Here is a 26,807-nt window from a genome sequence, read left to right as displayed (position 1 = left end):
CGTCCGCCGATACCGTCCGGCGAGTTGTGACGTCACAGGATGTCATGGACCGCAATGTGACGATCGGTCCGCGTGTGGGCTTCCTTGTTAGGCTTCCCGCTTCGGCTCGGCGGGGGAGGGTTCGGGGCATGGGCGACCGGTGGACGGGACTGCTGCACGCGCTGGCATACAACAAGGCCACACCGGTGGACGTGCTGCTGCGGCTGCTCGGCCACGAAGACGAGTGGGTGCGACTGCAGGTTCCGCGGCGCGCCGCTCTGCCGCAGGAGGTGATCGAGGCCGTTCTGGTCCACCCGGACCGCCGCGTCCGGATCGCCCTCGCGGAGAACGGCGACGTCGACCCCGACCAGCGTGCCCGGCTGGTCGACGACCCGGCCCCGGCGGTCCACCTCGCCCTCGCGCACGGCCCCATGGCCTACCGGCGGCGGGTGGCCCCGTTGCCCGACTGGGCGTACGAGCGGCTGCTCAACCATCCCAGGGGCCTGGTGCGCAGCGAACTGATCTCGTGGAGTCCCACGCCCGCCCACGTCCTGGCGGGGCTCGCGGACCACGAGGATCCGGTGTTCCGCCGGGCGGCCTGCCGGCGCGCCTGGCACGAGCTCGCGAACGACGTCCGGGAGCGCCTCCTCCACGACGACGACCCCGAGGTGCGGCAGGAGGCCGCCGCGCAGGTCTGCCACGAGGACGAGGAACGGACCACCTGGCTGGTCGGGGAACTGGGCGACGACTGGAGGGTGTCCGGGATCCTGGCGAAGGGACGGCTCACCCGCGAGCTCGCCGAGCACCTCGTCGCCGAGGGGACACGGCTCGCGGCGATCGCCACCAACCCCTCGCTCCCGCCGGACCTGGTGGCGCGGCTGGCCGTCGACCCCGACCCACGGGTCCGGCTCCAGGTGTCCGCCCGCCCCGAACTGAGCGAGTCCGAGCGCGCCGCCATCGACTACACGGTCGGCGCCGAGGACCGGTTGTCCACGCTCGACTGGGTGTGGGAGCGCCGCGAGGACGCCGAGTTTCTGCGACGGTGCGCCCGGTCCCCGCACACCTGGCTGCGGCGCAGCGCCGCGGTCTGCCCCGGCCTGCCGGCCGACGCCGTCGAACTGCTCGCGCGCGACGACGACTTCGCCGTACGGCTGCTCCTCGCGGAGTTCCACCCCGCCCCGCCGCCCGAGCTGCTCCTCGATCTCTACCTGAACGGCACCCACCGCGCCGTGGGCATGCTGGTCACCCGGCCCGGCTTCCCCGCCGCCGGGCTCGCCGCGCGCCTCGGCGACTCCCCGGACCCGAGGGGCCGGCGCCTGGCCCTGCGCGACCCGGGTCTGGAGCCGGAGCTCCTGGACCGGCTCAGCCGGGCCCCGGAGACGCGCGCGGACGCCGGCCGGGACCCGAGGCTCCCCGTGGCCCGGATCCGCGAACTGCTCGCCGATCCCGACCGGGACGCGGCGGCGGCCGCCGCGGCCAACCCGGCCCTCCCCGCCGAGGACATGCGGCGCATGCTCGACCGGGCCGGGGTGCCGGAAATCCCGGTGAATGATCGGACAATCGGCTGCTAAGTTGATCGCGTGCCGAAGCTGAATCAGATCATCGCAGTGGAAAAGGGCGTCAAGTCCAAGTCCCTCCAGGAGCTCACCCAGGCTCACCACGACGTCCAGAAGCCCGCCCTGTTGGCCGGTATTTCCCGGACCTACCAGCCCAAGGACGAGGAGGGCGAGCAGCTGCCGCCCGAGTCCACCCGGGTGCAGGTCAAGGCCGAGGACGTGCTGCGGGCCACGGCGGGAACCCTGACGCGACTGTTCGACGTGACGGCGACCAAGGACTGGGCCAACCGCAGCGCGGCCGCCGACGTCGTCGTGGACGGGACGGTCCTGCTGGCGCAGGTGCCCGTGCCGTACCTGCTCTTCCTGGAGAAGCAGCTCACGGACATGCACACCTTCGTACGGAAGCTGCCGGTCCTGGACGCCTCCGAATCCTGGAACCTGGACCCGTCCACGGACTCCTGGAAGACGGACCCGGTGCGCACCATCCGTACCAAGAAGGTGCCGCGCAACCACGTGAAGGCCGAGGCGACCGAGAAGCACCCGGCGCAGGTCGAGGTGTACTACGAGGACGTTCCGGTCGGGTACTGGACTACCGTGAAGTTCTCCGGTGCGCTGCCGGCCCGGCGGGTCAACGAGCTGCTCGACCGCGTGGAGAAGCTCCAGCAGGCCGTCAAGTTCGCCCGCGAGGAGGCCAACAGCGCCGAGGTCACCGACCAGCGGGTCGGCGACGCGGTGTTCGGCTACCTGTTCAGGTAGCCCCGAAATCTCCCTCTGCATGTCTGCAGGGGGTGCGCGAGAGCGCAAGCTGAAACTGATGTTGAAGCTGAACAAGGGTGTCAGTTGGGGGTTCGAATCCCTCCCCCGGCATTACAGGCCGGGGTGGCCCAAGCCGGTAGAGGCGGCCCTTTAATCTCAGATTCTCGCTCCAGTCTCAGTATTCGCCGCCGAACACCGGATCGACCGAGCGTGGACGATCATCGATGGATGGGGGTTCAAGTCCCCTCTGTGCCTCTCCACATGGCGCGGTAGTTCAAAGGCAGAACACGTCGATCTAAGAATGATCCGCGACTCTTAAACGTGCCGGTGTGCGCAATTGGGTGGCACGCAGGAGCCCGGGAGCTGGATATGCTCCCGGGCTCCGTCACGTTCACGTCCCCCGCGCCCTGGGCGCCCCGGTCAGACCGGTACGGACACGAACGCCTTGCCCGCCTCGTTCTCGACCAGGATCGCCTTCACGTCCGCCAGGTCCACGGCTGCCGACCCGTCCAGCGCCGCGCCCTTGGCCCCGCCGTTCTCCTGACTGCCCGTGACCCAGCTGCCGGCGGTGGTGCGCGTACCGTTCTTCGAGACCACGATCAGCCGGCACCGCTCGCCCGGCGGCACTCCCGTGACCGCCGCGCGCACCCGCACCCACTTCGTGGCGGGCGTCATCTGTACGGTCATCCGCGCACCCGTGACCTGATCGGTCGCGGAGAGCACCTTGGTCCCGGCGGGCGGCGGCGAAGGGTCCGCCGTGGCCGTCGGGGACGGCGGTACGGGCAGCGCGACGGCTCCCGAATCGCCCGTACTCAGCTGGGTACCGGCCCAGAACACCGCGGCCAGCGAAGCCGCCACGGCCAGTCCCGTGAGCCCCGCGCGCCGTCGCCGGTCACCGGCCTGCTCACCGCGCATCTGCCGCAGGGTGCGCTGGAGCAGCAGGTCGCCTCCCTGGGGTGGCCCGTCGAGGAACGCCTCGTCGGGCACCTCGCCCAGTGCCGCCTCCATCTCGCGCAACGCGGCCACCTCCTCCCGGCACGCAACGCATCCGCTCATGTGTTCCTCGACCCGGCGGATCTCCTCGGCGTCCAGGACGCCGAGCACGTACGGGCCGAGCAGTTCCTCCTCGTGCCGCTGCCGGTTCATGCCACCACCTCACGCAGTCCGGCGGGCTGCTGGGGCGGCCTGCCCGATCGTTTTCCTTCTCTGGGACCGATGTCCCTGAAGCCGTCGCTCTTGAAGACGTCGCGCAGCGCCTTGAGGGCGTAGTGCGAACGCGATTTGACCGTACCCGCCGGGATGCCGAGGCTGTCGGCCGCCTCCGCGACGCTGAGCTGCCGGTAGTACAACTCCTTCAGGACGTCCCGGTGTTCCGGCGACAGCTGATCGAGGGCCCCCAGGACCGTCATGCTGTCCACCACGGAATCGGCGTGGTCCGCCTCCACCGGGGGAGCGGACGAGGCACCGGAGACCTCCGGCGGCCGGGCGGCCTTGGCCCGGTAGCGGTCCGTGATGATGTTTCGGGCGACCGTGAGCAGCCAGCCGCGCACGGAACCCTTTCCGTTGACCAGCACCTCGGAGTGCCGCCAGGCCCGGATGAGCGTCTCCTGGACGACGTCCTCGGCGGCGGCCCGGTCGCCCGTCAGACGGGTGGCGTACGCGAGCAGGGCGTGGCCGTGCTCCTCGTACACCGACTTGATCAGTGCCTCATCGGTCGAGCCCCGCCGAGTGCGGGGCCACAGTGGTCCGGCCATCTCACCCTCTCCGTCTTCCTCGCATATGTGGTGCGGTCGGAACACGCCACCGGGACGGATTCGGTTCACGTGACCTGCGTCACTCAGGTGCGGCAGTCGCGGCCCGTGTTGAGGCAGTCGACGACGGCGGCCATCCGGCGCTCGGTCATCACGTTCACGAACATCGCGTGGTCCGTCTTCGGGCTGTGCCGCTGCTCCGGGAAGGAGTCGAGCGCCACGTCCAGCCCCGGGGGTACCTCGTAGGCGAGGGAGACGCGCAGTTCGGGCACCGGGAAGGTGTCCTTCGGGCAGACGCCGTTCGCGGCGGGGAAGCGCAGGTGCGAGCGGTGGGTGGCGCCGATGGTGTCGAGCCCGTTCCAGCAGCTCGGAAAGACCAGGGTGCGGGTGACGCGCTCGCCCGCGGGGCAGCGCGGATAGCGGGTGGTGGCCCGGTCCGGGGAGCCCGAACACCCCCAGCGGGCACGGACGTCGGCCTCGCTGTCCGCCGTGAACGCGACGGCGTCGCCCGTCATCGCGCGCAGGAAGCGCGGCATCGCCACCACCTTGCTCACCGGGTTCCCGCGGAACTCCACCAGGACCGAGGCCTCCGGCAGGATCTCGCCGGCGTTCCCGTGCCCGGCCGACCCCTCGTGCGGGTGCGTGCCGGGGCGGTCGGGGCGCCGCAGGACGGGCCAGTAGTACGTGGACCGGTCGCCGCCGGTACAACTCGTGGCGGCCGCGTCCAGGGAGGCGTCCGTCGACATCGCGTTCGTGGAGAGGTTCCCGACGTAGGCGTGGGTGTGGTGGGCGCCGCCCAGCAGGCCGGGCGAGACCACCAGGTTGTCCTCGTTGTAGTGGCGCTGCTCGTTGCGGCCGCACTCCACCACCACGGACCCGGGCGACCCCTCGGCCCCCGGGGCGGGAGCGGCGGCCGGGACGCGCGGGACGTCCCGTATGTCCACGTAGTCGGAGGGCACGGGCCGCCCGCCCGCCACCCCCGCGCGCGGACCGGCCTCCCGCGTCGCCCCCAGTACCGCTGCGATCAGCCCGCCGCCCAGGACCAGGCAGATGACGAGAGTGAGCAGCCGGCGTTCTTTCCCCATGCCGGTCACGGTTACCGGTGGCGCCCCCGCCGTCAACTGGACATCCACATGACGGTCGCGGCCCCGGTGTTCGTGCGTTCCGATGGGGGCCCTCTCCACACGGCCATGTCTCACGGTGTGCCCCGGGCGGGCCGGTCCGGCAGGGGCTCCCGCCGGGGCCGGGCGTCACTCCCGGGCGGTGTCCGCGGAGATCCGGGCGACGAGGGCCGTGGCCTGCTCCGGGTGTTCCTCCAGCCAGTCCGCAGGGCCGCCGAGGCCGCGTACGACCGCCTTCCGGGCGGCCCCGAGGTGCCGAACCCACGGGTGCGCCGCGCCCGGCGGGGCGGCCGAGGATGTCCGTGGGGCCGCTTGTCCGGCCGTGCGGCGACCGCGCACAGTGGGCCCCATGACATCAGCCCTGACACCCGCCGAGCTCCTGCACGCATTCGCCCGCACCCGCGCCTCGCTCGACGGCGGTGAGGTCACCTACTGGTGGACGGGGGACGTCCACTCCTGGGCCCCCGGCGAGCCCTACCGGCGTCTCTTCGGCTTCGAAGGGGTCAACGTCGCGCGCCTCGTCGTGGACGAGGAGACCGGCGGCTACCAGCTCCTGTCCCGGGAAGCCGCGTTCTACCTCGACCCCGGCACCCGGGAGATCCTGGAGACCTGGCAGGACAAGCCGGTGATCCACGTCTGGAACGATCCGGCCAACCAGAAGTGGCGGCCGTTCCCGGTCCCCGTGACCGAACTGGGCGACCAGGTCTGCTTCAGCCTGGAGATCCCGCTGGCCTACCCCTCGCCCCTGCCCGTCGAGGAGTACCCGGCCCACTCGGCCGACGACACCTACCGGGCACTGGAGCTCTTCCAGTTCTTCGCGCCCAGGACCGCCCTGACCACCGACGCGGCGAGCGTCCCCGCCACGATGTCCTGGACCCGGATGTCCCCGTGGCTGCCCTGGATGGAACAGGGGCAGCGCCCCGGCGGGCTCACCTTCCACTGCCGCGGCCGCAAGCTGGACTCGTACGCCCAGGTCCCGGAGCGCACCCGCGCCTACGTCGCCGAGCGCCACCCCGAGTTCGCCCACGCACCGGAGAAGTGGACCGAGCCGAACGAGACCAGCTGGACGTACTTCCGCAGGCTGTTCCCGCCGCAGTAGGCGCCGTCCCGCCTGCCGCCTGCCGCCTGCCGCCCGCCCGATCGCGGCGGGCGCCGAACGGCGAACGGCCTGGTCACCGCCCTGGCGAGGGACCCCCAGGGGGACCCGCAGGGGGCGGACAAGGGTTTTCCCCGTATCGGGTTCATCCCCGTGTTGCCTACTGTCTGCCCACCGGCGATCTTCCCCTGGCCCTACGGCACACACGCCAACCCCACATGGCGTGAAGGCCGCACCGCCAGGGGGAGAGCCGGGACTGCCGTTGCCTCTGCCTCGCCGTTGTGGCTCGGGCAACGTGGCGCGCGGCGGCCGGGGCGGGTTCGACCACCTCGCTCCCGGCCCCGCGGCCGCCGGAACCTCCCACACTGCACAGACCGGCCGCTCCGGCCTGCCCGGAAACGGCCCGCGAAAGGGAACTCGTGCACGCATCCAGACGTAGGCTCATATCCGTGGTGGCCATGTCCGTCACCCTGCTCGCCGGCTCCGCGACCGCCGCCGTGGCCGTGGCCACCGAGACGCCCGCCGCGGCCCCCGCCGCCACGGTCACCCCCACCGCGCCGGTCCAGAACCTCATCGTCGGATACAAGTCCTCGGCCACCGAGGCCAGCTCGAACGACGCTGCCGCCGACGACGCCGCCGCCAAGGGCAAGAAGGCCGGCAAGAACGCCAAGTTCGACCGTCGCCTCGGCACGGGAGCCGCGCTCGTCAACCTCGGCGGGACCGTCGCCCCGGCCGCGGCGGCCGACGTGATCGCCCAGTTCCGCGCCGACCCGGACGTCGCCTACGTCGAGCCGGACACCCGCGCCTACGCCATGGCCGTCACCCCGAACGACACCGAGTACGCCAAGCAGTGGGACCTCTTCGAGCCCACCGCCGGCATGAACGTCCCCGGTGCCTGGGACAAGACCACCGGCTCCGGCGTCACCGTCGCCGTGATCGACACCGGCTACGTCGCCCACTCTGACGTCGCCCCGAACATCGTCGCCGGCTACGACTTCATCTCGACCTCCGCCGAGGCCCGCGACGGCAACGGCCGTGACGCCAACCCCGCCGACGAGGGCGACTGGAACGCCACCGACGGCGAGTGCGGTGTCGGCTCCAAGGCCAGCACCTCCTCCTGGCACGGCACCCACGTCGCGGGCACCATCGCCGCGGCCACCAACAACTCCAAGGGCGTCGCCGGCATCGCGTACGGCGCGAAGATCCAGCCCGTCCGCGTGCTCGGCAAGTGCGGCGGTGCCACCTCGGACATCGTCGACGCCATCACCTGGGCGTCCGGCGGCTCCGTCGCCGGCGTCCCGGCCAACGCCACCCCGGCCAAGGTCATCAACATGAGCCTCGGCGGCTCGGGCGCCTGCGGCACCAGCTACCAGAACGCCATCAACGCCGCCGTCGCCCGCGGTACGACCGTCGTCGTCGCCGCCGGCAACAGCAACGCGAACGCCTCCGGCTTCTCGCCCGCCAGCTGCAACAACGTGATCAACGTGGCGTCGACCAACCGCGCCGGCGACCGCTCGTACTACTCCAACTTCGGCACGATCATCGACATCGCCGCCCCGGGCGGTGAGACCCGCCGCGCCACCGACACGCCCGGCACCGTCACCACCCCCGAGAACGCGATCCTCTCCACCCTGAACGCCGGCACCACCACCCCCGGCGCCGAGTCCTACAAGCCCTACCAGGGCACCAGCATGGCCGCCCCGCACGTCGCCGGCCTCGCCGCCCTGCTGAAGTCGGCGAAGACCTCGCTGACCCCGGCCCAGATCGAGTCGGCCATCAAGGCCAACGCCCGCCCGCTGGCCGGTACCTGCACCGGTGGCTGCGGCGCCGGTCTCGCCGACGCGGCCGCGACGGTCGCCGCCGTGACCTCGACGACCCCGCCCACCGGCGGCTTCGAGAACACCGCGGACGTCACCATCGGCGACAACACCACGGTGGAGAGCCCGATCACCGTCAGCGGTGTCACCGGCAACGCCCCGGCCACCCTCAAGGTGGGCGTGAACATCGTCCACTCCTACATCGGTGACCTCAAGGTCGACCTGATCGCCCCCGACGGCAGCATCTACACGCTCCACAACCGCTCGGGCTCCGGCACCGACAACATCAACCAGGTCTACACCGTGAACGCCTCCTCCGAGGTCGCGAACGGCACCTGGAAGCTGCGGGTCAACGACAACGCCGGCGGCGACACCGGCAAGATCGACTCCTGGAACCTGACCTTCTGATCAGGCGCCGGACGCCCCCCGGACCGGCTCGACATCCGGACGCCAACTCGGCCTGACGGGTAGATAGTACGGACCAAAGCGAACCCGCGGACCTGCCGATACACCTCGTATCGGCAGGTCCGACGGGTTTTCCCGGGACGTGACTGATTTCTGCGTCACAATCCGTGTCCGCCCGCCACTCGACCTCGTATTGTCGCCTCTCACAGGAAGGGCACAGGAGCTGGGGATCGAGAGGCTGGTGGCTGTGCGTGGTGGCGGCGACGGGGCACGCTGACACAAGTGTCGGACACGGAGAACTGATCAAGGCGGTCGACCGCGCGCTGGCCGCGCACGGCCGGGCGCTCCTGACCGGACCGGCCGGTGCGGGCAAGACCGAGGTGGTGCGCGCCGTCGCGGCCGCGGCCGAATCGCGCCACGAGACCGTGCTGTGCCTCGCTCCCGAGGCCGCCGACCAATGGATACCCGAGGCGTCCGCCGCCGCCCTCCTCGCCTCGGTGCCCTGCGGTGCCCTGGAACAGCTCTCCGGCCCCCAGCGCACCGCCATCGCCCTCCTGCGCCGCGAGGCGGACGCCCCCCGGGCCGGCCGCGACCACATCGCCCTGCGCCTCGCCGTCGTGGAGGTGCTGCGCACGCTCGCCGCCCGCCAGCCCGTCCTGCTCGTCCTCGACAACGCCCAGTGGCTCGACGCCGAGAGCACCGACCTCCTGCGCTTCGCCCTGCGCCTCACCCCGCCCCGCGTACGGGTCCTGGTCGCCGAATGCGTCCAGGGCGGGGCCCCGGTGGGCGAACCCCTGTGCGGCCCCGGCGTCCCTGCCATACGGGTCCCCCCGCTGGGCGCCGACGAGGTCGCCGAACTCCTCGTCAGCCACGGCCTCCCGGCCCGCCTCGCCGGCCGCATCCACCAGGCCAGCGGCGGCAACCCGCGCCTCGCGCTCGCCCTCGGGCACTCCCTCGCCGAAGCCGCCGAGGCCCGCGACGGCAGCGCCCACCACGCCGACACCCTGCCCGTCTCCGGACAGGCGCGCGAGGTGGCCCGCCGGCTCCTCGCCGCGGCCCCCGCCCAGGCCCGCCGCACCCTGCTGCTCGCCGCCCTCGCCACCCGCCCCACCATCTCCCTGCTGCGCCGTGCCGGGCGGCCCGACGCCGAGGCCGAGCTGGCCGAGGCGGAACGGGCCGCGCTGGTCAGGGTGGGGGAGGACGGCACCGTGGAGTTCACCGCCGGAGCCCTGCCCACCGCCCTCGCCGCCGACGCCGGCTGGCCCGAACGCGCCGCCGGGCACGCGGCCCTGGCCGCCGCCGTCGACGATCCCGTCCAGGCCGTACGCCACCGCGCGCTGGCCGTGGACACCCCCGACCAGTGGCTCGCCGTGGAGATCACCGAGGCGGCCGCGGCCTGCCGCCGCCGGGGCCAGCGCGCCCTCGCCGCCGAACTGGGCCTGCTCGCCGCCGAACGCACCCCGTCCTGGCTGGCCGGCGAGGAACTGACCCGCCTGGTCACGGCCGCCGAGGACGCCGGCTGGGCCGGCCGCGCCGACCTCGCCCGCCGCGCCACCCGGGCCGTGCTGGCCCGCGACGCCTCGCCCGCCGACCGGGTGCGGGCCCGGCTCGCCGTGATCGACGCCGCCGGGCAGGCCCTCGGCGCCCTCGACGAGACCTTCGCGTACGCCATGGACGAGGCCGCCGGGGACCCTTCCCTCCAGGCCGCCGTCCAGCTGCGGATCGCCTGGAAGCACAACCTCAGCGACGGCGACCCCGTCCGCTCCCGCGACGCCGCCGCCCGCGCCGGGGCGCTCGCCGCGCTCGGCGGCGACCAGGTCGCCGAGGCCATGGCCCTGACCGTACGGGCCCGCATGGGCCGCATCCTCGGCGACCCGGGCGCCGAGGCGATCCTCGCCGAGGCCCTCGCCCTGCCCGCCCCCGAGGTGCCGCTCGGCATGCGCAACGCACCCCAGTACCTCGCCGTCCGGCACGCCCTCTTCGACGACGGGCTCGACGACGCCCGCCGCCAGCTGATGGTCCTGCTGCCCGCAGTCCAGCGCACCGGCTCCGCCGAGGACGTCTTCGAGGTCCTGCGCAGCCTCACCGAGGTGGAACTGCGCAGCGGCCGCTGCGAGGCGGCCTCCGCCCACGCCCGCCGCGCCCTGGAGCTCACCATCGAGGCCGGCCTGTCGCCCGGCCCCGCCTGGTACGTGGCCGCGACGGCGGAAACCATGGGCGGCAGCTTCGCGCGCGCCGCGGGCTACGCCCGGCGCGGCATCCAGGCCTCGCAGGAGGAGCACGACCAGGTCTTCCTCTCCCGCAGCCTGCACGCGCTCGGCCTCGTCGAACTGGCCACGGGGGAGGCGGCGAAGGCCGTCGCCACCCTGCGCCGGGTCGCCGAACTGGAGGCCGCCCAACAAGTGGTGGACCCTTCGATCCTGCGCTGGCACGGGGAGCTCGCCGAGGCCCTGATCGCCGCGGACGCACCCGACGAAGCGGCCCGGCTGCTCGCCTCCGTCCGCACGGTCGCCGTCGGCCTCGGCCGTACCGGAGTCGTCGCCGCCCTCGACCGGGCCCGGGGGCTGTGCCTGTCCGCGCAGGGCGACGCCGACGCCGCCGTGCACCTGCTGGAGGCCACCGCCCAGCGCTTCGACGCGCTGCGGCTGCCGCTGGAACGCGGCCGTACGCTGCTCGCGCTCGCCCGGGTGGAGCGCCGCCGCCGGCGCCGGGCGCCGGCCCGCGCGGCGCTCCGGGCCGCCGCCGAGGTGTTCGAGCGGGCCGGGGCCGCCCCCTGGACGGACCTCGCCAGGGAACCGGCCCCCGGCGAGGTCGCCGGCGCGCAGGTACCGGCGGCCGCGAGCCTGACCGAGGCCGAGACGCGGCTCGCCCTGCTGGTCAGCCAGGGCGCCAGCAACCAGGAGGCCGCGGCGAAGCTGTTCCTCAGCGTCAAGACGGTGGAGGCACGGCTGACCCGTATCTACCAGAAGCTCGACGTCCGCTCACGGGCCCAGCTGGCCACCGCGCTGCGCGCGCGGTGACCGTACCGCCGGCCGCAGGGCCGGTCAGCAGCCGAGGTTGTTCCCGGGGGTGACCCCGAGCAGCTGGGTGAAGCTCTGGTACTTCGAGATCCGGCTCTGGACCTGGGCGGGGTTGCCGCCGTTGCACTCCAGGGAGCCGTTGATCGAACGGATGGTCTCCCCGAAGCCCGCGCCGTTCACCATGGCGGCGTGGGCGGTCATCGTGCCCGGGCCGTTCTGGGTGTTCCAGTACCAGAGCGCCGTCTTCATGGCGACGGCCGGATCCCGCTCCACGAGGTACGGGTCGGCGAGGAGGTTGATGCCGAGGGCGTCACCGGCCGCCTTGTAGTTGAAGTTCCAGCTGAGCTGGATGGGCCCGCGGCCGTAGTAGGCCGCCTGTCCGGCGGGACATCCGTACGGCTGGCTCGCGTCGCAGTAGTGCGGGTAGTTGGCGGTGTTCTGTTCCACGATGTGCACGAGTCCGCCCGTCTCGTGGGAGACGTTCGCGAGGAAGGCGGCGGCCTCGCGCCGCTTCACGGTGATGTCGCCGGTGTTGGCGAACCCGGGGTAGGCGGACAGCGCCGCGACCAGGCCGTTGTAGGTGTAGAAGGGGTTCCGGTTCGGGAACATCTGGTTGAACTGGGCCTCGGAGACCACGAATCCGGTGGGGTTGCCCGGGTCCGGGTCCGGGTCCTGGCCCCCGCCACCACAGGCGCCCTGGTCCGACCAGACGCCCCACTGGCCGGTGGTCCCGGGCGTCTCGCCCTGGGTCCACCACTTCGCCTGCCAGTTGTGGCCGCCGTACGAGGCGCTCGTGCCGCCCGTGTAGACGGCGGAGGAGGCCCAGGCGCCGGCGCAGGGGGCCGCCGCGACGGCGGGAGAGGAGGGGAGGGCGATGGCGAGGCCGACGGTGACGGCCGCGGCGGCGGCCAGCGAGAGGGCACGGCGGCGAAGCGCACGTATCACGTAACTGCTCCTTCAGTGGGGGGAATTGCCGTGGGGGCAACTGCGCCCACTGAAGCGAAAATGGTCTGAACCTGTCAAGGTCTAGACCAAATGAAACCGCGCCGGTGTCACACGTGACGCGTGACACCGGCGCGGAATCGACCGATCAGCTGCCGGAGGAGAGGTTCCCGGAGAGGATCGGGATGTTGCTGGCGATGTGCGAGACCGACTCGTCGCCCTTGGCCTGGGTGGAGTTCTCGGCGCACTGCTGGTTCTGCGGGTTGGACAGCACGTTGACGTCCTGGACGCCGACGTTGGCGATGACCGCGAACAGGGACTGGGCGTTGACCTTGGCCGGCAGGCCGACGCAGAGCTTGTTGAGCGAGCCCTGGATGGCGTTCAGCTGCGGGCTCATCTTGCCCGAGGTCTCCTGGTTGCCGTAGATCTGGGCCGCGCCGTTGCCGTTGACGGTGTTGACGCCGTTGTCGTTGCCGATCGCCATCGCCGGGGAGGCGACTGCGGCACCCGCGCCGAGCACGGCGGCGGTGGCGGCTGCGGTGGCCATGAACTTCTTGAACATGTGGGGATCCTTCTGTCGCACTGTCGCATGAGATAGCTGCCCTCGGCGGGACGTGCTGATCAACTGCCGACAGTGCTCGGGGTTATCCCCACTCACCCGGGTGGCCCAACGGCGGATCGAGCCACCCCCGGCCGTGACGGCGGGGGCGAGCTCCTCGGGTCCGAGGGTCAGCCGGTCTTGCGACGGACCTTCTTGTTCTTGCCGCCGGGGCCGCTGCTGGCGCCCTGAACCTTGGCCCGGCTCTGGTGCGCCTGCTGGGACTGGGCGTTCGCGGCGTTGCGGTCCAGGGCCTCCCGGAACTTGCGCTTGGCCGCGTCGGCGGGGGACTCGTCCTGCGGGGTGTCGGTTTCGTCGGCCATTTTGTCCTCCTGGGGTGATCGAGCGGTTTCAGTCTGTCAGGTGACGTCCATGCTGACCAGCGAGTTCCCCTAAGCTCCAAGGGTTGCTTGGGGAGGTCATAAGCTTTGATTATGGGGTCATAAAGAGACACCGGGTGCTGAGTTAGGCTTACCTTCGTTTAGGGTTCCCCTTGATCCACCTTGCCGTCGCTCGAAGGGAACCTCTGCCATGCCTCGCCCTCTGCGGGTAGCAATCGTCGGTGCCGGCCCCGCCGGTATCTACGCCGCCGACGCGCTGCTGAAGTCCGAGGCAGCCGTCGAGCCCGGTGTGTCCATCGACCTCTTCGAGCGGATGCCCGCGCCCTTCGGCCTGATCCGGTACGGCGTCGCCCCCGACCACCCCCGGATCAAGGGCATCATCACCGCCCTGCACCAGGTCCTCGACAAGCCGCAGGTGCGTCTCTTCGGGAACGTCGACTACCCGAACGACATCAGCCTCGACGAGCTGCAGTCCTTCTACGACGCCGTGATCTTCTCCACCGGCGCCACGGCCGACCGCGCGCTGACCATCCCGGGCCTCGAGCTCGACGGCTCCTACGGCGCCGCCGACTTCGTCTCCTGGTACGACGGCCATCCGGACGTCCCGCGCACCTGGCCGCTGGCCGCCGAGAAGGTCGCCGTCCTCGGCGTCGGCAACGTCGCCCTCGACGTCGCGCGCATCCTGGCGAAGACGGCCGACGAGCTGCTGCCGACCGAGATCCCGGCGAACGTCTACGACGGGCTCAAGGCGAACAAGGCTCTCGAGGTGCACGTCTTCGGCCGCCGCGGACCGGCTCAGGCCAAGTTCAGCCCCATGGAACTGCGGGAGCTGGACCACTCGCCCAACATCGAGGTCATCGTCAACCCCGAGGACATCGACTACGACGAGGGCTCCATAGCCACCCGCCGTGCCAACAAGCAGGCCGACATGGTCGCCAAGACCCTGGAGAACTGGGCGATCCGCGACATCGGAGAGCGCCCGCACAAGCTGTTCCTGCACTTCTTCGAGTCGCCTGCCGAGATCCTCGGCGAGGACGGCAAGGTCGTCGGCCTGCGCACCGAGCGCACCGAGCTGGACGGCACCGGCAACGTCAAGGGCACGGGCAACTTCACCGACTGGGACGTCCAGTCCGTCTACCGGGCCGTGGGCTACCTCTCGGACGAGCTGCCCAAGCTCCCCTGGGACGTCGAGTCCGGCACGGTCCCGGACGAGGGCGGCCGCGTGATCGAGGCCGGTGGCCACCTGCAGTCGACCTACGTCACCGGATGGATCCGGCGCGGTCCGGTCGGCCTGATCGGCCACACCAAGGGCGACGCGAACGAGACCGTCGCGAACCTGCTCGCCGACCACGCGGAAGGCCGCCTGAGCGAGCCCGCCACGCCGGCGCCGGAGGCCGTCGAGACCTTCCTGGCCGAGCGCAGCGTCCGCTACACGACGTGGGAGGGCTGGCACCGGCTGGACGCGGCCGAGAAGGCCCTGGGCGAGCCGCAGGGCCGCGAGCGGGTGAAGATCGTCGAGCGCGAGGACATGCTCGACGCGAGCGGAGCGTAGTGCGGGAGGGCCGGGACCCAAGGACGGGGTCCCGGCCCTTCGTGCGTCCTGCGTACCTTCTCCGGCGCGATCCGCGGCGCCGCTGTCCGGGCGACGGGACGGGTCCGGCGTACGGGGACCCGTACGGGGAGCGGAGCCGGTTCATACGCCCCGGTCGCGCTCCACCGCGCCCCGTACGAAGGCCGCCTGCCCGGCATGCTGGAGGTCGTCTGCCAGCACGCTGACCAGGCGTGCCCCGAGGGTGACCGGAGGGTCCCAGCGCTCGTCGACCACCCGCTCCAGGTCGGCGGCGGCGAGAGCGCGGACGAACCGCGCGGTCCGCTCGTGCACCGCGTCGAAGTACCCCAGCAGCAGCTCGCCCGAGTCGACCCGGACGGTGTAGACGTCCCGCGGGGAGTGCCCGTACCCGGTCGACCCGGCGGGCAGCGGTAGCGCGAACCGGTCCGACCAGCCCTCGGAGTCCCACACCTGATCGGTGCCGGCGGCATCCGCGATGTGGTCGTCCTGGACCCGCGTCAGATGCCAGACCAGCCAGGTGATCGAGTTCGCCGCCGGGTCCACACGTGCGTTGAGCACCTCCGCCGGGACCCCTTCCACGACCTCGTGCACGATCTCCCGGATGCGTCCGAACCCGTCGGTGATGACCTCCGTAGCCTTCATGCACCCACCATGCAAGGCCCGGCGGCCCGACCGCCGCGAACGACACGCGGGGGCCGGACCGCCGGGCCGGCGGTCGGGTGACGGGACGGGCGGTTGGCCCGTGGGTGGTCAGCGGATGGCGTCGGCCTTCTGGGGCGCCGCGGGCTGACCGGCGGCGGCCGGCACGGTGCCCTGACCGCTGCGCAGGCCGGTCCAGCTGATCACCGCGACCAGTGCGAAGGCCACGGCCCCGATCCCGAAGGTGAGGGTGAACCCGGACTCGGCGGGCAGCGGCGGGACCCCCGCCGGCAGGTGCTCGATGGTCTTGGAGGCCAGGATCGTGGTGACGACGGCGCTGCCGATCGCGCTGCCCGTGGAGCGGGAGATCGAGTTGATGCCGTTGGCGATGCCGCTCTGGTGGTGCGGGACGCTGGACATGATCACGGCGGGCATGGCGGCGTAGCCGAAGCTGACGGCCGCGCCGACGACGAGCCCGGCACCGATCACCGAGAGGCTGTGCTGGTGGTCCAGGACGAGCCAGCCGAAGCCGACCGCGCCGAGCCCCGCGGCCAGGGCCAGCGCCGTGCGCGGACCGCGGTGACGGACGATCTGGCCGCCCACGGGCGAGGCGAGGAGCGAGACGATCGCCCCGGGCAGCAGGAACTGCACGGAGGCGCGCAGGATGGACGCGTCGAAGCCGTAGCCGGTGAGCGCCTCGGGCATCTGGACGAGGTACGAGACGCCCAGGAAGTTCGCGAACATGCCGAAGCCGACGAGGACGCCGGCCAGGTTGGCCATGAGCACCGGGCGGTGGACGAACATCTTCATGTCGACGAGCGGCTCGGCGACCTTGCGCTCGACGAGCACCCAGACCGCGGTCATGACGGCGGCGCCGGCGAAGCTGCCCAGCGTACGGGCGGAGCCCCAGCCCCACTCGTGGCCCTGGGAGATCGGCAGCAGGAGCAGCAGCAGGGCGATGCCGAGGGTCACGGCGCCGAGGAAGTCGGTGCGCCCGCCGGTCTTGTGGCGGGTCGCGGGGACCAGGAACACCACGGCGAGCAGAGCGAGGAGTGCGAAGCCGGTCGCCATCCAGAAGGCGTTGCGGTAGTCCGCGCCGGAGCCGGAGGTGAGCAGGCCGGTCGCGACCAGCGCGAGCCCGCTGCCGAACGCGAGCGTGCCGCTGACCAGCGCCATCGCGCCCGGCAGCTTCTGCGGCCGGACCTCTTCGCGCAGGACCGAGAGGGCCAGCGGGAAGATCGCGGTGGCGGCTCCCTGGAGCACCCGGCCCAGGATCAGCAGCGGCAGCGAGGACGCCAGCGCGGCGATGACGGAACCGACGACCATGACGCCGAGCACGGCGACCAGGGTGGGCTTCTTGCCGTGCTGGTCGCCGAAGCGGCCCAGCAGCGGCGTGAAGACGGCGGCCGACAGCAGCGTGGCGGTGGTCACCCAGCTCACGTTGGCCGTCGTGGTGCCGAGGTCCTGGCGGATGAGGCCGAGGATCGGGACCGGCAGGGTCTGCATCATCGACACGACCATGGCGGCCAGGCTCAGGGCGAAGACGATGACCGTCTCGTTCCGGTGCCCGGGGGCCGGGGTGGCGGGGGAGGGGGTGCTCATGGCTGGGGTGAACCTTCTTCGTGTTTCGGAGCAGAAGAGCTTCGGAACGCAGACGCTTGACTTCCTCAAGTAACTCGACTGACGGTAGACGTCGATAGTTGAGGTGGTCAAGTAAACAATTGATAATGTCAAGCATCCTGAGTACGCTCCAGGGATGAGCAACACCTCCCCGCAGACCCCCACCAAGCTCCAGCTGCTGGAGCTGCTCGCCGCGATCGGCACCGCCCAATGGCGCGAGTTCGCGGCCGCCGCGTCCCACCACGGCCTCACCTCCACCCAGGCCCGGGTCCTCGCCCAGCTCGACGGCCCCGTCCCCATGCGCGGCCTCGCCGCCCTCCTGGTGTGCGACGCCTCGAACGTGACCGGCATCGTCGACCGCCTGGAGGCCCGCGCGCTGGTGCGCCGGGAGGCGGACCCCGCGGACCGCCGCGTCAAGAACGTCGTCGCCACGGACGCTGGCCGCGACGTCATCCGTCGCGTACGGGAGGAGATGCAGGCCATGCACGGCGCGCTCGACACCCTCGACGAGGCCGAGAGCGCGACGCTCTACGCCCTGCTCGGACGCCTGCGCCCCTCGATGGAGAAGGCCTGAGCGCCATGGACGCGGCGACCGTCGGCGGGCTCCGGATCCTGCGGGCGGCCGGTCGCACGGCCACCGTCTGGAAGAACGGCGGGGGAGTCACCCGGGAGATCGCGGCCTGGCCCGAGGGTGCGGGCATGGACGGCTTCGGCTGGCGGGCGAGCCTGGCCGAGGTCGCCGCCGACGGGCCGTTCTCCGCCTTCCCCGGTATCGGGCGCACCCTGACCCTCGCCGAGGGCGCGGGGATGGACCTCACCGTGGCGGGCGTACGCCGGCTCGTGGACGAGCGGTTCGCGCCGCAGGACCTCGCCGGGGACGAGCCGACCGACTGCCGGCTGCTCTGCGGCCCCGTCGTGAACTTCAACGTGATGTACCGCAGGAGTGCGGTGGAGGCGCAGACCGCCGTCGTCCGGGGCCGGCTGTCCCTCGCGGTCGCGCCGGGAGAGACGTTGCTGGTGGTCGCCCTGCAGGGGCCGGCCCTGCTCGAACGGCCCGGTGACCTCGCGGAACTCGTCCCCTACGACGCGGCCCTGCTGACCGGACCGCTCGACTGCCGGGTCCGTACGGCCGGGCGCGCGGCGGTCGTCCGGTTCGCCCCCGCTCCTTAGGAGGTGTCTTGCCGATCAGGCCGGGCTCGCGTCACGACCGACAAGACACCCCTAGCGGGTGCGGACGCCCAGCTTCACCCACTTCGCGGTGCTGGGCACACCCTTCGCGTCGAGCAGGAAGAGCATGTAGTACCCGGGCGGGGCGTCGGCCGCGCTCGGCGGCGTACGGAGTCCGATCGTGGAGCCGTGGACGCCGATGAGCCGGAGGTCCAGGTGGCGCTGGCTGGTGTTCACCGAGTGGGTGACGGTCGTCGGCGCCAGCAGTACGGCCCGCTTCACGTCCTTCGGCGTCGAGCTCGTGACCTGGAAGGCCGTGTCGTAGCCGAGGTCGCCCGCCGGGGCCCGGTCGAGCGAGGGCCGCGCGCCGCGGTGCAGGTAGGCGGGCTCGTACAGCTCGATGCTGCCGTCCATCCCGTCCTTGATGTCCGGGTCGTTGGCGATCTGCTGGAGCTCGTCGCCGGTGACCATCATCCTGCCGTCGGGCAGGACCAGGGCGTTGGAGTGGTAGCCGCGGGGCAGCCGCTGGGCGGGCCCCAGTTTCCAGTGGCCGCGCGCGTCGCGCAGTTCGATCTGCCGGTACTTCAGGTCGGCCTTCGGGTTGAAGGGCCCGTTGCCGTAGTTCCGGGTGTCCAGGGCTCCGTTCACGGTGAGCAGCGTCCCGTCGGGCAGGATCAGCGTCCCGTCCTGGGTGCGGCCGAAGGCCCTCGGCTCCTCGATGCTCCAGCGGCCCCCCGACAGGCGGTACGTGAGCGGGTCGCGCGGGTCGCCGCCGAGCACCAGGACGGAGTCCGGGCCCCGGAACCCGGCCGGCAGCGGCACCGCCGAACCGTAGCCCCGGAAGTCGGCGGGCCGCCGGGGCAGATCGGTGCGGGTGTCCTTGACGGGATCGAACAGCCACTGCTGGTCGGCGTCGCGGCCGAGCCCGTAGATCTTGCCGTCCCGCAGCGAGAAGAGGTGCGGATAGTCGTTCCGGAAGGGTGCCTGCGACCGGAGCCGCTCCGCGGGGACGTTCGCCGGGATGTCGTACGAACGCCAGGGCACGGGACGCCCGAGCGCGGGGAAACGCTCCACCACCGGGGTGGGCGTGCCCGTACCGCGCTCGGACTGGCCGGACATGATGACCTGCCGGCCGTCCGGCCCGGTCACGACCGTGGGGTACCAGCGCCCCACGGACATGTCGCGGTTGCGGAACCACTTCTCGGTCCACGGATCGAACACGAAGGACAGCTTGGCGCCGCTGCCGCCCTTCCCGCCGACGTTGCCGCCGAACACCCCCACCATGCCGTTGGGGAGGTAGGAGTGGCCGGCGCAGAAGAACGGCGCCGGGCGCGGGGCGTAGGCGCCGTCGGGCATCAGCACCACCGGAGGTGCCACGTTCTTGAAGGCCCTGGCGCCGGTCCCCCTGGCGGGGTCCCAGAGGTAGGCGCGGCCCGCGTTCGTCCGGCCGACCGTGTTGGTGGGCCCGGTCTCCTTGGTGGGATCGGCCTCCACGCGTTCGAAGGAGAAGAGCAGCACTTTGCCCGTCGGCAGCTGGGCCACGTGGACGCCGAAGTCGGGTGAGGGGAAGAACTGGGTGAACCGGCCGAACCGGGCCGCGTCGAAGCCCGCGTTGGCCTTGCGCTGGGACTCCTGCAGCGAGGTCAGGCTCGATGTGCGCTTCGCCTGCGGATACCCCTGGGTGCCCTTGGCCGCCTCGCGCAGCCGCGCGTGCGCGCGGGCGTGCTCCTGGCCGAGCACCGAGGCCTCGTCGCCCCCGCCGGTGTGGTGGGCCGCGGCGAAGGCGGGCGCGGGTCCGGTCAGCGCGAAGGCCAGGGCGGCGGCGAGCGACAGCGCCGACCGGATGGCGGAGCGTGGTGCGCGGGACATGGGACTCCTCACCGCAGGAGGGCCCGGCGCCCGGGCCGGCTCCAGAACCCGCTGATTGCCCGAAAGACCTCGCCGATATTAGGAAAAATCGGAACGAGTGGTGGGTGCGACTCGGTGCGCCGAACCACCTGGGGCCATCTGGCAGAGCGATTTGGGCCGATTAATCGTTTCTGCGGTGATGCTCTTCGGCCATCGAGGTGAGACCGCGTGCCCGTCGGCCGGGCGGGCCGGCCGAGGAGGGCTATCCATGGCGATGTGATCAAGACGCTCCGTACCGGACTCACCGCTGCAGCCGTGACCGCAACCCTCGTCACGCTCACCCCCTCGGCCGGGGCCTCGCCCTCGGCTCCCCCGGCCCCCGTCGACCAGGTGAGCGTGGACGTCGCCACCGTGAACGGATCGGGCTGCCGTCCCGGCAGCGCCGCCGTCGCGGTATCGCCGGACAACTCGGCCTTCACCGTCACCTACAGCGAGTACCTGGCCCAGGCCGGCGGCGGTGTCCCCGCCGTCGAAGGCCGCAAGAACTGCCTGCTCTCCCTCGACGTCCACGTGCCGCAGGGGTACACGTACGCCGTGGCCAAGGTCGACTACCGCGGCTTCGGCAGCCTGCAGCCCGGCGCGGTCGGCACGCAGAAGGCCAGCTACTACTTCCAGGGCATGAGCCAGACCGCGTACCGGACCCACAAGTTCAACGGCGCGCTCGACGACAACTGGCAGGCGACCGACATCACGGGCATCGAAGCCCTGGTCTGGGCCCCCTGCGGTGAGCAGCGGAACTTCAACATCAACACCGAGCTGCGCGCGGAGGTGGGCACTTCGGACCCGTCGCAGACCAGCTTCATGGCCCTCGACTCGACGGACGGCAGCATCAACAGCGTGTACCACTTCTCCTGGAAGCAGTGCCCGGTCCGGCGCTGACCGGCCCGGATGCCCCTCCCACTCGCAGGGCCCGCCGCCGTGCGGGCCCTGCGGCGTGGTCCGGCCCGCAGGCTCAGGCCGACGCGCGCCGCACCAGGGCGGTGGCCGTGATCACCGGACCGGGCGCGGTCCGCTCGTCCGGAGCGCTGTTCAGGGTGTGCATCAGCAGCCGTGCCATCAGCCGGCCCATGCCCTCGATGTCCTGACGTACGGTCGTCAGCGGCGGGTCGGCGCTCTCGGCCACCGGGTCGGCGTCGTCGAAGCCCACCAGCGCCACGTCCCCGGGAACCGTCCGGCCGCTCTCCCGCAGCACGCGCAGCGCGCCGGTCGCCATCAGGTCGTTCCCCGCGAAGACGGCGTCGATCCCGGGGTCCCGGTCCAGCAGCTCCGCCATCGCGCGGGCGCCGCCCGCCGGGGTGAAGTCCCCTTCGGCGAACAGCTCGGGGCCGGCGGCCGCGAGTGCGTCCCGGTAGCCGCTCAGCCGGTCGGCCGCCGAGGTCTGGTCGAGCGGGCCGGCGATGTGCGCGATGCGTCTGCGGCCCTGCTCCAGCAGGTAGCGCACGGCCTCCCGCGCGCCCCCGCGGTTGTCCGCGTCGACATAGGCCACGCCGTCGTGTTCGCCGGGCCCGGTGGTCCAGCCGGGGCGGCCGCCGTAGACCGTGGGCATGCCGATGCGGCGGGTGATGGCGGGCAGCGGATCGTCGGTGTGCAGGGAGAAGGCGAGGGCCCCGTCGACGTGTCCGCCGGCCAGGTAGCGTTCGATCCGGTCGTAGTCGCCGCGGTCCTCCACCAGCAGCAGGACCAGCTGGGTGTCGTGCGCGGTCAGCTCCTTCGCGATGCCGCGGACCTGGCGCGAGAAGAACGGGTCCGAGAAGATCCGTACCTCCGGCTCGGCGATGATCACCGCCACGGCCCCGGTGCGCCGGGTGACCAGGGTGCGCGCGGCGTGGTTGGGGACGTACCCCAGCTCCCGGATCGCCGTACGGACCCGGTCCACCAGATGCGCGCGGACCCCGTCCCCGCCGTTGACCACGCGGGACGCGGTGGCCCGGGACACCCCGGCGTGCGCCGCGACGGCCTCCAGGGTGGGACGGCCGCCGGGGCGCGGTTCGGTCACGGATGCTCCTCCACGGGTCCACGCGGGGGCGGTCGCACGGAGCCGCCCCTCGCCGGACAGCAGGGTATCCGGAGATCGCCCCCGGGCGTGGGGTCAGGACGCGGGCGGTGCCGCGCCGGCGCGGACGGTGAGGACGGTGGGGACGGCCTCCCCGGGAGCGACCGGCCCGGGTGGTGTGCCGTCGCCGAAGGGGCGGCCGCCCAGCGCCGCCCGGTCGTGCGGTGCGAGCCAGCCCGACGGGTCCGGCCCGGCGGGCACGATGCCGGTCGGGTTGATGTCGTCGTGGACCAGGTAGTAGTGGCGCTTGATGTGATCGAAGTCCACGGTGTCGCCGAAGCCGGGGGTCTGGAACAGGTCCCGCGCGTAGGCCCACAGGACCGGCATCTCGGACAGCTTCTGCCGGTTGCACTTGAAGTGGCCGTGGTACACGGCGTCGAAGCGTACGAGGGTGGTGAACAGCCGCACGTCCGCCTCGGTGATGGTGTCACCGACCAGGTAACGGGATGCCTTCAGCCGCTCGGTGAGTTGGTCGAGGCGGGCGAACAGCTGCTCGTACGCCGAGGCGTAGGCCTCCTGGGACCCGGCGAAACCGGCACGGTAGACGCCGTTGTTCACCTCCTTGTACACGACCTCGTTCACGGCGTCGATCTCCGCCCGCAGCTCGGGCGGGTAGAGCGCCGGGGCGCCCTCGCGGTGGTACGCGCTCCATTCCAGGGACATGTCGATCGTGATCCGCGCGAAGTCGTTGGTCACCACCTTGCCGGTCGGTACGTCGACGATCGCCGGAACCGTGATGCCCCGGTCGTAGCCGGGATCGAGGGCGAGGTAGGCCTCCTGGAGCCGCTCGATGCCAAGCACGGGGTCGCGGCCGCCGGGGTCGAGGTCGAAACTCCAGCTCCGTTCGTCGTGCGTCGGGCCCGCCACGGCCATCGGCAGGGCCTTCTCCAGGCCCAGGAGCCGCCGTACGACGACGGCACGGCTGGCCCAGGGGCACGCCCGGCTGACGACCAGCCGGTAGCGGCCCGGTTCGACGGCGAACCCCTCCCGTCCGTCGGCGGTGATACGGGTGGTGACGTACCGGCTGTCCCGCGCATAGGCGGCGCCGCGGTTCACATAACTCACGTGAGGCCCCTGTCCTCCATGTGTTCCTGCTGTTCCTGCTACTCGGATCAGCATCCGGGCTTCTCCCCGGCCGTGCCCGGGCGGACACGGGCGGTGACATCGGGCACGCCCTGCGGAGAGGCCCTTTCGGAGGGGCGCATACCCGCCGGTTCGTCCGCCACGCCGGAGATCGGCCGGGGTCAGAATTCGGGGACGAAGGGGAGGTAGTCCGTGTCGGGGCCGGAGGGGATCACCGCGTAGCTGCTCTCGGGAAGCTCGTTCCACACGCCGTGCAGGTCACCGAGCGGTTCGGACACCACCAGTCGGGTCTCGTCCGAGACCTCCCTGAGGTAGGGGAGCTCCGGGTGCAGGTGCCGGACGGTCTCGGCCCTGCTGCTGTAGTAGAGCGACCTGGACTTGCCCTGGCTGGAGTAGCGGAAGGCCCAGACGCGCTCGCCGTCACTCACCGCCACCGTCATCTGGAGCGGCTCCGGTACGCCGTGCTCCTTGCCGAGGCGCTCCACCAGTCCCGCCATCCTGGCCACCGCGCCCGGGACGTCCTGGTCGAGACCGTAGGTGACCGCCAGGTAGAACATCACCTCGGAGTCGGTGGACCCCTCGATCAAGGAGAAGAGCGCCGGATCGACGGCCATGCACAGGTCGCGCTGGAGCCGGTGGAAGTCCGCGATCGCCCCGTTGTGCATCCACAGCCAGCGGCCGTGCCGGAACGGGTGGCAGTTGCTCTGCTGGATCGCCGATCCGGTCGAGGCGCGGACGTGCGCGAAGAAGAGGGGCGAGCGGACGTGCGCACACAGTTCCTGGAGGTTGCGGCTGTTCCACGCGGGTCCGACGTCCCGGAAGACCGCCGGTGTGCCGTCGCCGTCCGCGCTGTACCAGCCGATGCCGAAACCGTCGCCGTTGGTCGGCTCGGCACCCATCCTGGAGCGGAGGCTCTGGTTGATCAGGGAGTGCTCCGGGCGGTAGAGCACGGTGTCGAGGAGCATGGGCGAACCCGAGTAGGCGAGCCAGCGACACATGCGCACCATCCCCTTCGCGACCTGCTCCGAGCCTAACCCGGCGGACGTCGCGCTTCCCGCGGGACAGGCCGCCCGCGGGAGGCCGGGGGTCAGGAGAAGAGCCAGCGCGTCTGGCTGTATCCGCCCTTGCCGAAGCCGAAGGCCGTGCTCGGGCGCACCGCGAAGACCACCGCCTCGCCCGCCTCCGGGTTGGTGAACACGCCGTCACCCACGTCGAAGTGCCACTCGGGGCCGTACTTCTCCTCCCAGGCGGCGGCGAGCCGGCGCAGCCGGTCGGGGTCCGTGACCCGGGCTGCCTCGCCCTCGACGACCAGGTCGAAGCCCTCGTGCAGGGTGTTCGTACCGGTGGTGAGGACGACGTGCGCGTTGCCGCGGAGGTTCTTGGCCTTGCGCTCCTGCGGCCCGGTGCAGAAATGCAGCGCGCCGTCCGCCCACACGCCGATCAGCGGGGTGACGTGCGGGCGTGCGTCCGGGCGCACGGTCGTCAGCCAGTACAGCTCCGCCGCCGCCAGCCGGGTGACGGCGTCCCGCCAGGGCACGGCCGTCGCCTGCTCGTCGCTGTAGCGCTCGTCGAGTTCGGCGCGGGGGTCTTCGTCGGGCATGGGTGTCCTCCTGGTGCGGTTCGCCACCAGCCTGTCCCGGGGCGCCCCGGCCGTCCACCGGGGGCCGCGCGGCGAGGCCGCCCGGGTTCCCCGGCGGACGCCGTGCGGGTCAGTGACCGAAGTCGAACCAGTTGACGTTCACGAAGTCGGCGGGCTGGCCGCTGGTGAAGGTCAGGTAGACGTCGTGCTTTCCCGTCACCGCGGTGATGTTCGCCGGCACCGTGCGCCAGCTCTGCCAGCCGCCGGTGGACGCGACCGCGAAGCTGCCGACGGGGGCCGAGGCCGGGCTGTCGAGGCGTACCTCGACCAGCCCGCTGACCCCGCCGGCCGCACCGCTCGCCACGCGTCCGTAGAACTGCCGGGCCGGCGCGGAACCGAAGTCGACGCCCCGGAACAGTGCCCAGTCGCCGTTGCCGATGGCCGTGAGGTCCTGGCCGCCGCCGCTGTCCGCGGTGGTCTCCCGGCTCACGCCCGACTGGCCGTCGTACGACTCGGCCTGGATCGCGGTGTACGCGTCGCGCTGACCGGGCGGCGTGGTGGGAGGGGTGGTGGGCGGCGTGGTGGGAGGTGTCGTCGGGGGAGTGGAGCCGCCGGTCGACCGCAGGACGGACACGTAGTCGACGACCATGGCGTGCCCCGGCTGGGTGCCCGCGTCGGGGCCGCCGCCGAAGGCGTCCGGGAAGCCGCCGCCCATGGCCACGTTCAGGATGATGAAGTAGCCGTGGTTCGTGGCGTTGGTCCAGGTCGTCGTGTCCACCTGGTTGGCGCGCACCGTGTGGAAGTTGAACTCGTCGACGTAGAAGCGCATCTCCTCGACGGCGGTCGACCGGTCCCACTCGACGGCGTACGTGTGGAAGCCGGCCTGGCAGGTGGCACCGGGGCAGGCGCGCTGTCCGCCGATGCCGGAGGTCTCGTTGCAGGGGCCGCCCGGGCTCATGCCGCAATGCAGCGTCGCCCAGACGTTGTTGAGGCCCTGGACGTTCTCCAGGATGTCGATCTCGCCGATGCCCGGCCAGTTCCACCAGTTGCCCCGGTAGGGGGCGCCGAGCATCCAGAACGCCGGCCAGTAGCCCTTGGCGGCCGGGCCCGTCACGTTCGGCATCTGGATACGGGCTTCCGAACGGAGCTTGCCGCCCGCCGGGGGCTCGAAGTCGGCCCGCCGGGTCTCGACGCGGCCGGAGGTCCAGTTGCCGGCGGCGTCGCGGCGCGGCGTGATGCGCAGGTTGCCCGTCCCGTCGAGGGAGACGTTGGAGGGGTCGGCGGTCATCGTCTCGATCTCTCCGGTGCCGAAGTTGGCGGGTCCGCCGGGGTAGGAGGTGCCGGTGGTGTACTGCCAGTCGGCGGTGTTCACCCCGGCTCCCGCGGCTCCGTCGAACTCGTCCAGGAACACCCGGGACCAGCCGGCCGGTGTGGGGGGAGCCGCGGCGCTCGCGGGCAGGGCGACGCCCGCGGCGGCCGCCGCGACCACGGCGATCGTGCTGAGGGCGGCCAAGACGGCCCGCCGGACCGTCGGCCGCTTTCTGCCGGATATCTCGTGCATGGGTGCCCTCTCTGAAGCGCGCCGAGGCGCGGTGCGGGGGGAAGGGGTCAGCGGGTTCGCCGTCTTGAGAGCGCTCTCAAGACGACGCCGCTGGACACTGTCCTCCGCGTCCTCACGGGCCGTCAAGAGATTGAACCGGCAAAGGGCGTGCAGGCAGGGGGAGTGCAACCCTTGAACGCGAGAGGTGCCGCCGCCGGTCCACGGCCGGCGACGGCACGGTGTTCACCCGTACGAAGCAACTCCCC

The 26,807-nt window shown here is 72.1% G+C and carries 24 protein-coding genes; 9 read left to right on the top strand and 15 right to left on the bottom strand.

Annotated features, from left to right (window positions below; all coding sequences use genetic code 11):
• The first annotated feature begins 128 nt into the window (after nt 1-128).
• Nucleotides 129-1,550, top strand: a complete 1,422-nt coding sequence (locus tag ACGFZK_RS13530; RefSeq protein ID WP_393849020.1) for a hypothetical protein — start codon at nt 129-131, stop codon at nt 1,548-1,550.
• Nucleotides 1,551-1,559: 9 nt separating this feature from the next.
• The gene (locus ACGFZK_RS13525; RefSeq protein ID WP_362859388.1) at nt 1,560-2,291 is read left to right on the top strand and encodes a hypothetical protein; all 732 of its coding nucleotides are present in this window, start codon (nt 1,560-1,562) and stop codon (nt 2,289-2,291) included.
• Between the two features lie 420 nt (nt 2,292-2,711).
• Here ACGFZK_RS13525 and ACGFZK_RS13520 read toward each other — a convergent pair whose 3' ends face one another.
• The 4 genes from ACGFZK_RS13520 to ACGFZK_RS13505 all read right to left on the bottom strand — a co-directional run bounded on the left by ACGFZK_RS13520 (nt 2,712) and on the right by ACGFZK_RS13505 (nt 5,514).
• Nucleotides 2,712-3,437 (bottom strand): zf-HC2 domain-containing protein, encoded by a 726-nt coding sequence (locus ACGFZK_RS13520; protein ID WP_393849019.1) that lies wholly within the window; start codon nt 3,435-3,437, stop codon nt 2,712-2,714.
• The gene (locus tag ACGFZK_RS13515; RefSeq protein WP_393849018.1) at nt 3,434-4,045 is read right to left on the bottom strand and encodes a sigma-70 family RNA polymerase sigma factor; all 612 of its coding nucleotides are present in this window, start codon (nt 4,043-4,045) and stop codon (nt 3,434-3,436) included. Before ACGFZK_RS13515 ends, ACGFZK_RS13520 begins: the two co-directional genes overlap by 4 nt.
• An 83-nt stretch (nt 4,046-4,128) precedes the next feature.
• A complete protein-coding gene (locus tag ACGFZK_RS13510; protein ID WP_393849017.1) occupies nt 4,129-5,127 on the bottom strand; it encodes a DUF1996 domain-containing protein in 999 nt (332 codons plus the stop codon).
• Nucleotides 5,128-5,292: 165 nt separating this feature from the next.
• Entirely contained in the window at nt 5,293-5,514 is a 222-nt protein-coding gene (locus tag ACGFZK_RS13505) for a hypothetical protein (protein ID WP_393849016.1), read from the bottom strand.
• Between ACGFZK_RS13505 and ACGFZK_RS13500 the strand changes: the two genes are divergently transcribed.
• The 3 genes from ACGFZK_RS13500 (at nt 5,513) to ACGFZK_RS13490 (ending at nt 11,501) form a co-directional block, all read left to right on the top strand.
• Nucleotides 5,513-6,262: a DUF1838 family protein gene (locus ACGFZK_RS13500; protein ID WP_393849015.1), complete on the top strand. Its 750-nt coding sequence runs from the start codon at nt 5,513-5,515 to the stop codon at nt 6,260-6,262. The genes ACGFZK_RS13505 and ACGFZK_RS13500 overlap by 2 nt on opposite strands.
• A 455-nt stretch (nt 6,263-6,717) precedes the next feature.
• The gene (locus tag ACGFZK_RS13495; protein ID WP_393849338.1) at nt 6,718-8,484 is read left to right on the top strand and encodes a S8 family serine peptidase; all 1,767 of its coding nucleotides are present in this window, start codon (nt 6,718-6,720) and stop codon (nt 8,482-8,484) included.
• A 248-nt stretch (nt 8,485-8,732) separates the two neighbouring features.
• Complete coding sequence (locus tag ACGFZK_RS13490) at nt 8,733-11,501, top strand: AAA family ATPase (RefSeq protein WP_393849014.1); 2,769 nt, start codon at nt 8,733-8,735, stop codon at nt 11,499-11,501.
• Between the two features lie 24 nt (nt 11,502-11,525).
• Here the strand turns inward: ACGFZK_RS13490 and ACGFZK_RS13485 are convergent, their stop codons facing one another.
• From ACGFZK_RS13485 to ACGFZK_RS13475, 3 genes are all read right to left on the bottom strand, one after another.
• Nucleotides 11,526-12,446 (bottom strand): glycoside hydrolase family 19 protein, encoded by a 921-nt coding sequence (locus ACGFZK_RS13485; protein WP_393849013.1) that lies wholly within the window; start codon nt 12,444-12,446, stop codon nt 11,526-11,528.
• A gap of 145 nt (nt 12,447-12,591) precedes the next feature.
• Complete coding sequence (locus tag ACGFZK_RS13480; protein WP_393849012.1) at nt 12,592-13,005, bottom strand: rodlin; 414 nt, start codon at nt 13,003-13,005, stop codon at nt 12,592-12,594.
• Nucleotides 13,006-13,172: 167 nt separating this feature from the next.
• Nucleotides 13,173-13,364, bottom strand: coding sequence for a DUF5302 domain-containing protein (locus tag ACGFZK_RS13475; RefSeq protein ID WP_030384532.1), 192 nt, complete (start codon nt 13,362-13,364; stop codon nt 13,173-13,175).
• Nucleotides 13,365-13,572: 208 nt separating this feature from the next.
• Between ACGFZK_RS13475 and ACGFZK_RS13470 the strand changes: the two genes are divergently transcribed.
• Complete coding sequence (locus ACGFZK_RS13470; protein ID WP_393849011.1) at nt 13,573-14,934, top strand: FAD-dependent oxidoreductase; 1,362 nt, start codon at nt 13,573-13,575, stop codon at nt 14,932-14,934.
• A gap of 141 nt (nt 14,935-15,075) precedes the next feature.
• Here the strand turns inward: ACGFZK_RS13470 and ACGFZK_RS13465 are convergent, their stop codons facing one another.
• Both ACGFZK_RS13465 and ACGFZK_RS13460 read right to left on the bottom strand, forming a co-directional pair.
• Nucleotides 15,076-15,594, bottom strand: coding sequence for a DUF664 domain-containing protein (locus ACGFZK_RS13465; RefSeq protein ID WP_393849010.1), 519 nt, complete (start codon nt 15,592-15,594; stop codon nt 15,076-15,078).
• Nucleotides 15,595-15,702: 108 nt separating this feature from the next.
• On the bottom strand, nt 15,703-17,193 hold the full coding sequence (locus ACGFZK_RS13460) for an MFS transporter (RefSeq protein ID WP_393849009.1): 1,491 nt from the start codon (nt 17,191-17,193) through the stop codon (nt 15,703-15,705).
• Nucleotides 17,194-17,347: 154 nt separating this feature from the next.
• Here ACGFZK_RS13460 and ACGFZK_RS13455 point away from each other — a divergent pair, with 154 nt between their 5' ends.
• Together ACGFZK_RS13455 and ACGFZK_RS13450 are read left to right on the top strand one after the other, a co-directional pair.
• A complete protein-coding gene (locus tag ACGFZK_RS13455; RefSeq protein WP_393849008.1) occupies nt 17,348-17,785 on the top strand; it encodes a MarR family winged helix-turn-helix transcriptional regulator in 438 nt (145 codons plus the stop codon).
• Between the two features lie 5 nt (nt 17,786-17,790).
• Nucleotides 17,791-18,381 (top strand): HutD family protein, encoded by a 591-nt coding sequence (locus tag ACGFZK_RS13450; RefSeq protein ID WP_393849007.1) that lies wholly within the window; start codon nt 17,791-17,793, stop codon nt 18,379-18,381.
• Between the two features lie 51 nt (nt 18,382-18,432).
• Here ACGFZK_RS13450 and ACGFZK_RS13445 read toward each other — a convergent pair whose 3' ends face one another.
• Complete coding sequence (locus tag ACGFZK_RS13445) at nt 18,433-20,247, bottom strand: galactose oxidase-like domain-containing protein (protein ID WP_393849006.1); 1,815 nt, start codon at nt 20,245-20,247, stop codon at nt 18,433-18,435.
• Between the two features lie 255 nt (nt 20,248-20,502).
• On the opposite strand from ACGFZK_RS13445, the gene ACGFZK_RS13440 reads away from it, so the two are divergent.
• Complete coding sequence (locus ACGFZK_RS13440) at nt 20,503-21,165, top strand: DUF4360 domain-containing protein (RefSeq protein ID WP_393849005.1); 663 nt, start codon at nt 20,503-20,505, stop codon at nt 21,163-21,165.
• A 73-nt stretch (nt 21,166-21,238) separates the two neighbouring features.
• On the opposite strand, the gene ACGFZK_RS13435 is transcribed toward ACGFZK_RS13440, so the two are convergent.
• From ACGFZK_RS13435 to ACGFZK_RS13415, 5 genes are all read right to left on the bottom strand, one after another.
• Nucleotides 21,239-22,282: a LacI family DNA-binding transcriptional regulator gene (locus tag ACGFZK_RS13435; RefSeq protein ID WP_393849004.1), complete on the bottom strand. Its 1,044-nt coding sequence runs from the start codon at nt 22,280-22,282 to the stop codon at nt 21,239-21,241.
• 93 nt (nt 22,283-22,375) lie between these two features.
• Nucleotides 22,376-23,395, bottom strand: coding sequence for a glutathione S-transferase family protein (locus ACGFZK_RS13430; protein WP_393849337.1), 1,020 nt, complete (start codon nt 23,393-23,395; stop codon nt 22,376-22,378).
• Nucleotides 23,396-23,583: 188 nt separating this feature from the next.
• On the bottom strand, nt 23,584-24,420 hold the full coding sequence (locus ACGFZK_RS13425) for a class II glutamine amidotransferase (protein ID WP_393849003.1): 837 nt from the start codon (nt 24,418-24,420) through the stop codon (nt 23,584-23,586).
• A gap of 89 nt (nt 24,421-24,509) precedes the next feature.
• Nucleotides 24,510-25,022, bottom strand: coding sequence for a pyridoxamine 5'-phosphate oxidase family protein (locus ACGFZK_RS13420; protein ID WP_393849002.1), 513 nt, complete (start codon nt 25,020-25,022; stop codon nt 24,510-24,512).
• A gap of 109 nt (nt 25,023-25,131) precedes the next feature.
• Complete coding sequence (locus tag ACGFZK_RS13415) at nt 25,132-26,562, bottom strand: glycoside hydrolase family 16 protein (protein WP_393849001.1); 1,431 nt, start codon at nt 26,560-26,562, stop codon at nt 25,132-25,134.
• Between the last annotated feature and the right edge of the window lie 245 nt (nt 26,563-26,807).

It is taken from the genome of Streptomyces sp. NPDC048257, assembly GCF_043201855.1.
Classification (GTDB): Bacteria; Actinomycetota; Actinomycetes; order Streptomycetales; family Streptomycetaceae; genus Streptomyces.
This window is presented reverse-complemented; position numbering and strand designations above follow the sequence as displayed.

What these genes read in the sequence shown, in the direction of transcription:
- ACGFZK_RS13500 (WP_393849015.1), top strand. Translation starts at nt 5,513, where the DNA reads ATGACATCAGCCCTGACACCCGCCGAGCTCCTGCACGCATTCGCCCGC.
- ACGFZK_RS13465 (WP_393849010.1), bottom strand. Translation starts at nt 15,594, where the DNA reads ATGAAGGCTACGGAGGTCATCACCGACGGGTTCGGACGCATCCGGGAG.
- ACGFZK_RS13450 (WP_393849007.1), top strand. Translation starts at nt 17,791, where the DNA reads ATGGACGCGGCGACCGTCGGCGGGCTCCGGATCCTGCGGGCGGCCGGT.
- ACGFZK_RS13415 (WP_393849001.1), bottom strand. Translation starts at nt 26,562, where the DNA reads ATGCACGAGATATCCGGCAGAAAGCGGCCGACGGTCCGGCGGGCCGTC.
- ACGFZK_RS13510 (WP_393849017.1), bottom strand. Translation starts at nt 5,127, where the DNA reads ATGGGGAAAGAACGCCGGCTGCTCACTCTCGTCATCTGCCTGGTCCTG.
- ACGFZK_RS13445 (WP_393849006.1), bottom strand. Translation starts at nt 20,247, where the DNA reads ATGTCCCGCGCACCACGCTCCGCCATCCGGTCGGCGCTGTCGCTCGCC.
- ACGFZK_RS13515 (WP_393849018.1), bottom strand. Translation starts at nt 4,045, where the DNA reads ATGGCCGGACCACTGTGGCCCCGCACTCGGCGGGGCTCGACCGATGAG.
- ACGFZK_RS13480 (WP_393849012.1), bottom strand. Translation starts at nt 13,005, where the DNA reads ATGTTCAAGAAGTTCATGGCCACCGCAGCCGCCACCGCCGCCGTGCTC.
- ACGFZK_RS13475 (WP_030384532.1), bottom strand. Translation starts at nt 13,364, where the DNA reads ATGGCCGACGAAACCGACACCCCGCAGGACGAGTCCCCCGCCGACGCG.
- ACGFZK_RS13520 (WP_393849019.1), bottom strand. Translation starts at nt 3,437, where the DNA reads ATGAACCGGCAGCGGCACGAGGAGGAACTGCTCGGCCCGTACGTGCTC.
- ACGFZK_RS13425 (WP_393849003.1), bottom strand. Translation starts at nt 24,420, where the DNA reads ATGTGTCGCTGGCTCGCCTACTCGGGTTCGCCCATGCTCCTCGACACC.
- ACGFZK_RS13470 (WP_393849011.1), top strand. Translation starts at nt 13,573, where the DNA reads ATGCCTCGCCCTCTGCGGGTAGCAATCGTCGGTGCCGGCCCCGCCGGT.
- ACGFZK_RS13460 (WP_393849009.1), bottom strand. Translation starts at nt 17,193, where the DNA reads ATGAGCACCCCCTCCCCCGCCACCCCGGCCCCCGGGCACCGGAACGAG.
- ACGFZK_RS13420 (WP_393849002.1), bottom strand. Translation starts at nt 25,022, where the DNA reads ATGCCCGACGAAGACCCCCGCGCCGAACTCGACGAGCGCTACAGCGAC.
- ACGFZK_RS13505 (WP_393849016.1), bottom strand. Translation starts at nt 5,514, where the DNA reads ATGGGGCCCACTGTGCGCGGTCGCCGCACGGCCGGACAAGCGGCCCCA.
- ACGFZK_RS13495 (WP_393849338.1), top strand. Translation starts at nt 6,718, where the DNA reads ATGTCCGTCACCCTGCTCGCCGGCTCCGCGACCGCCGCCGTGGCCGTG.
- ACGFZK_RS13530 (WP_393849020.1), top strand. Translation starts at nt 129, where the DNA reads ATGGGCGACCGGTGGACGGGACTGCTGCACGCGCTGGCATACAACAAG.
- ACGFZK_RS13455 (WP_393849008.1), top strand. Translation starts at nt 17,348, where the DNA reads ATGAGCAACACCTCCCCGCAGACCCCCACCAAGCTCCAGCTGCTGGAG.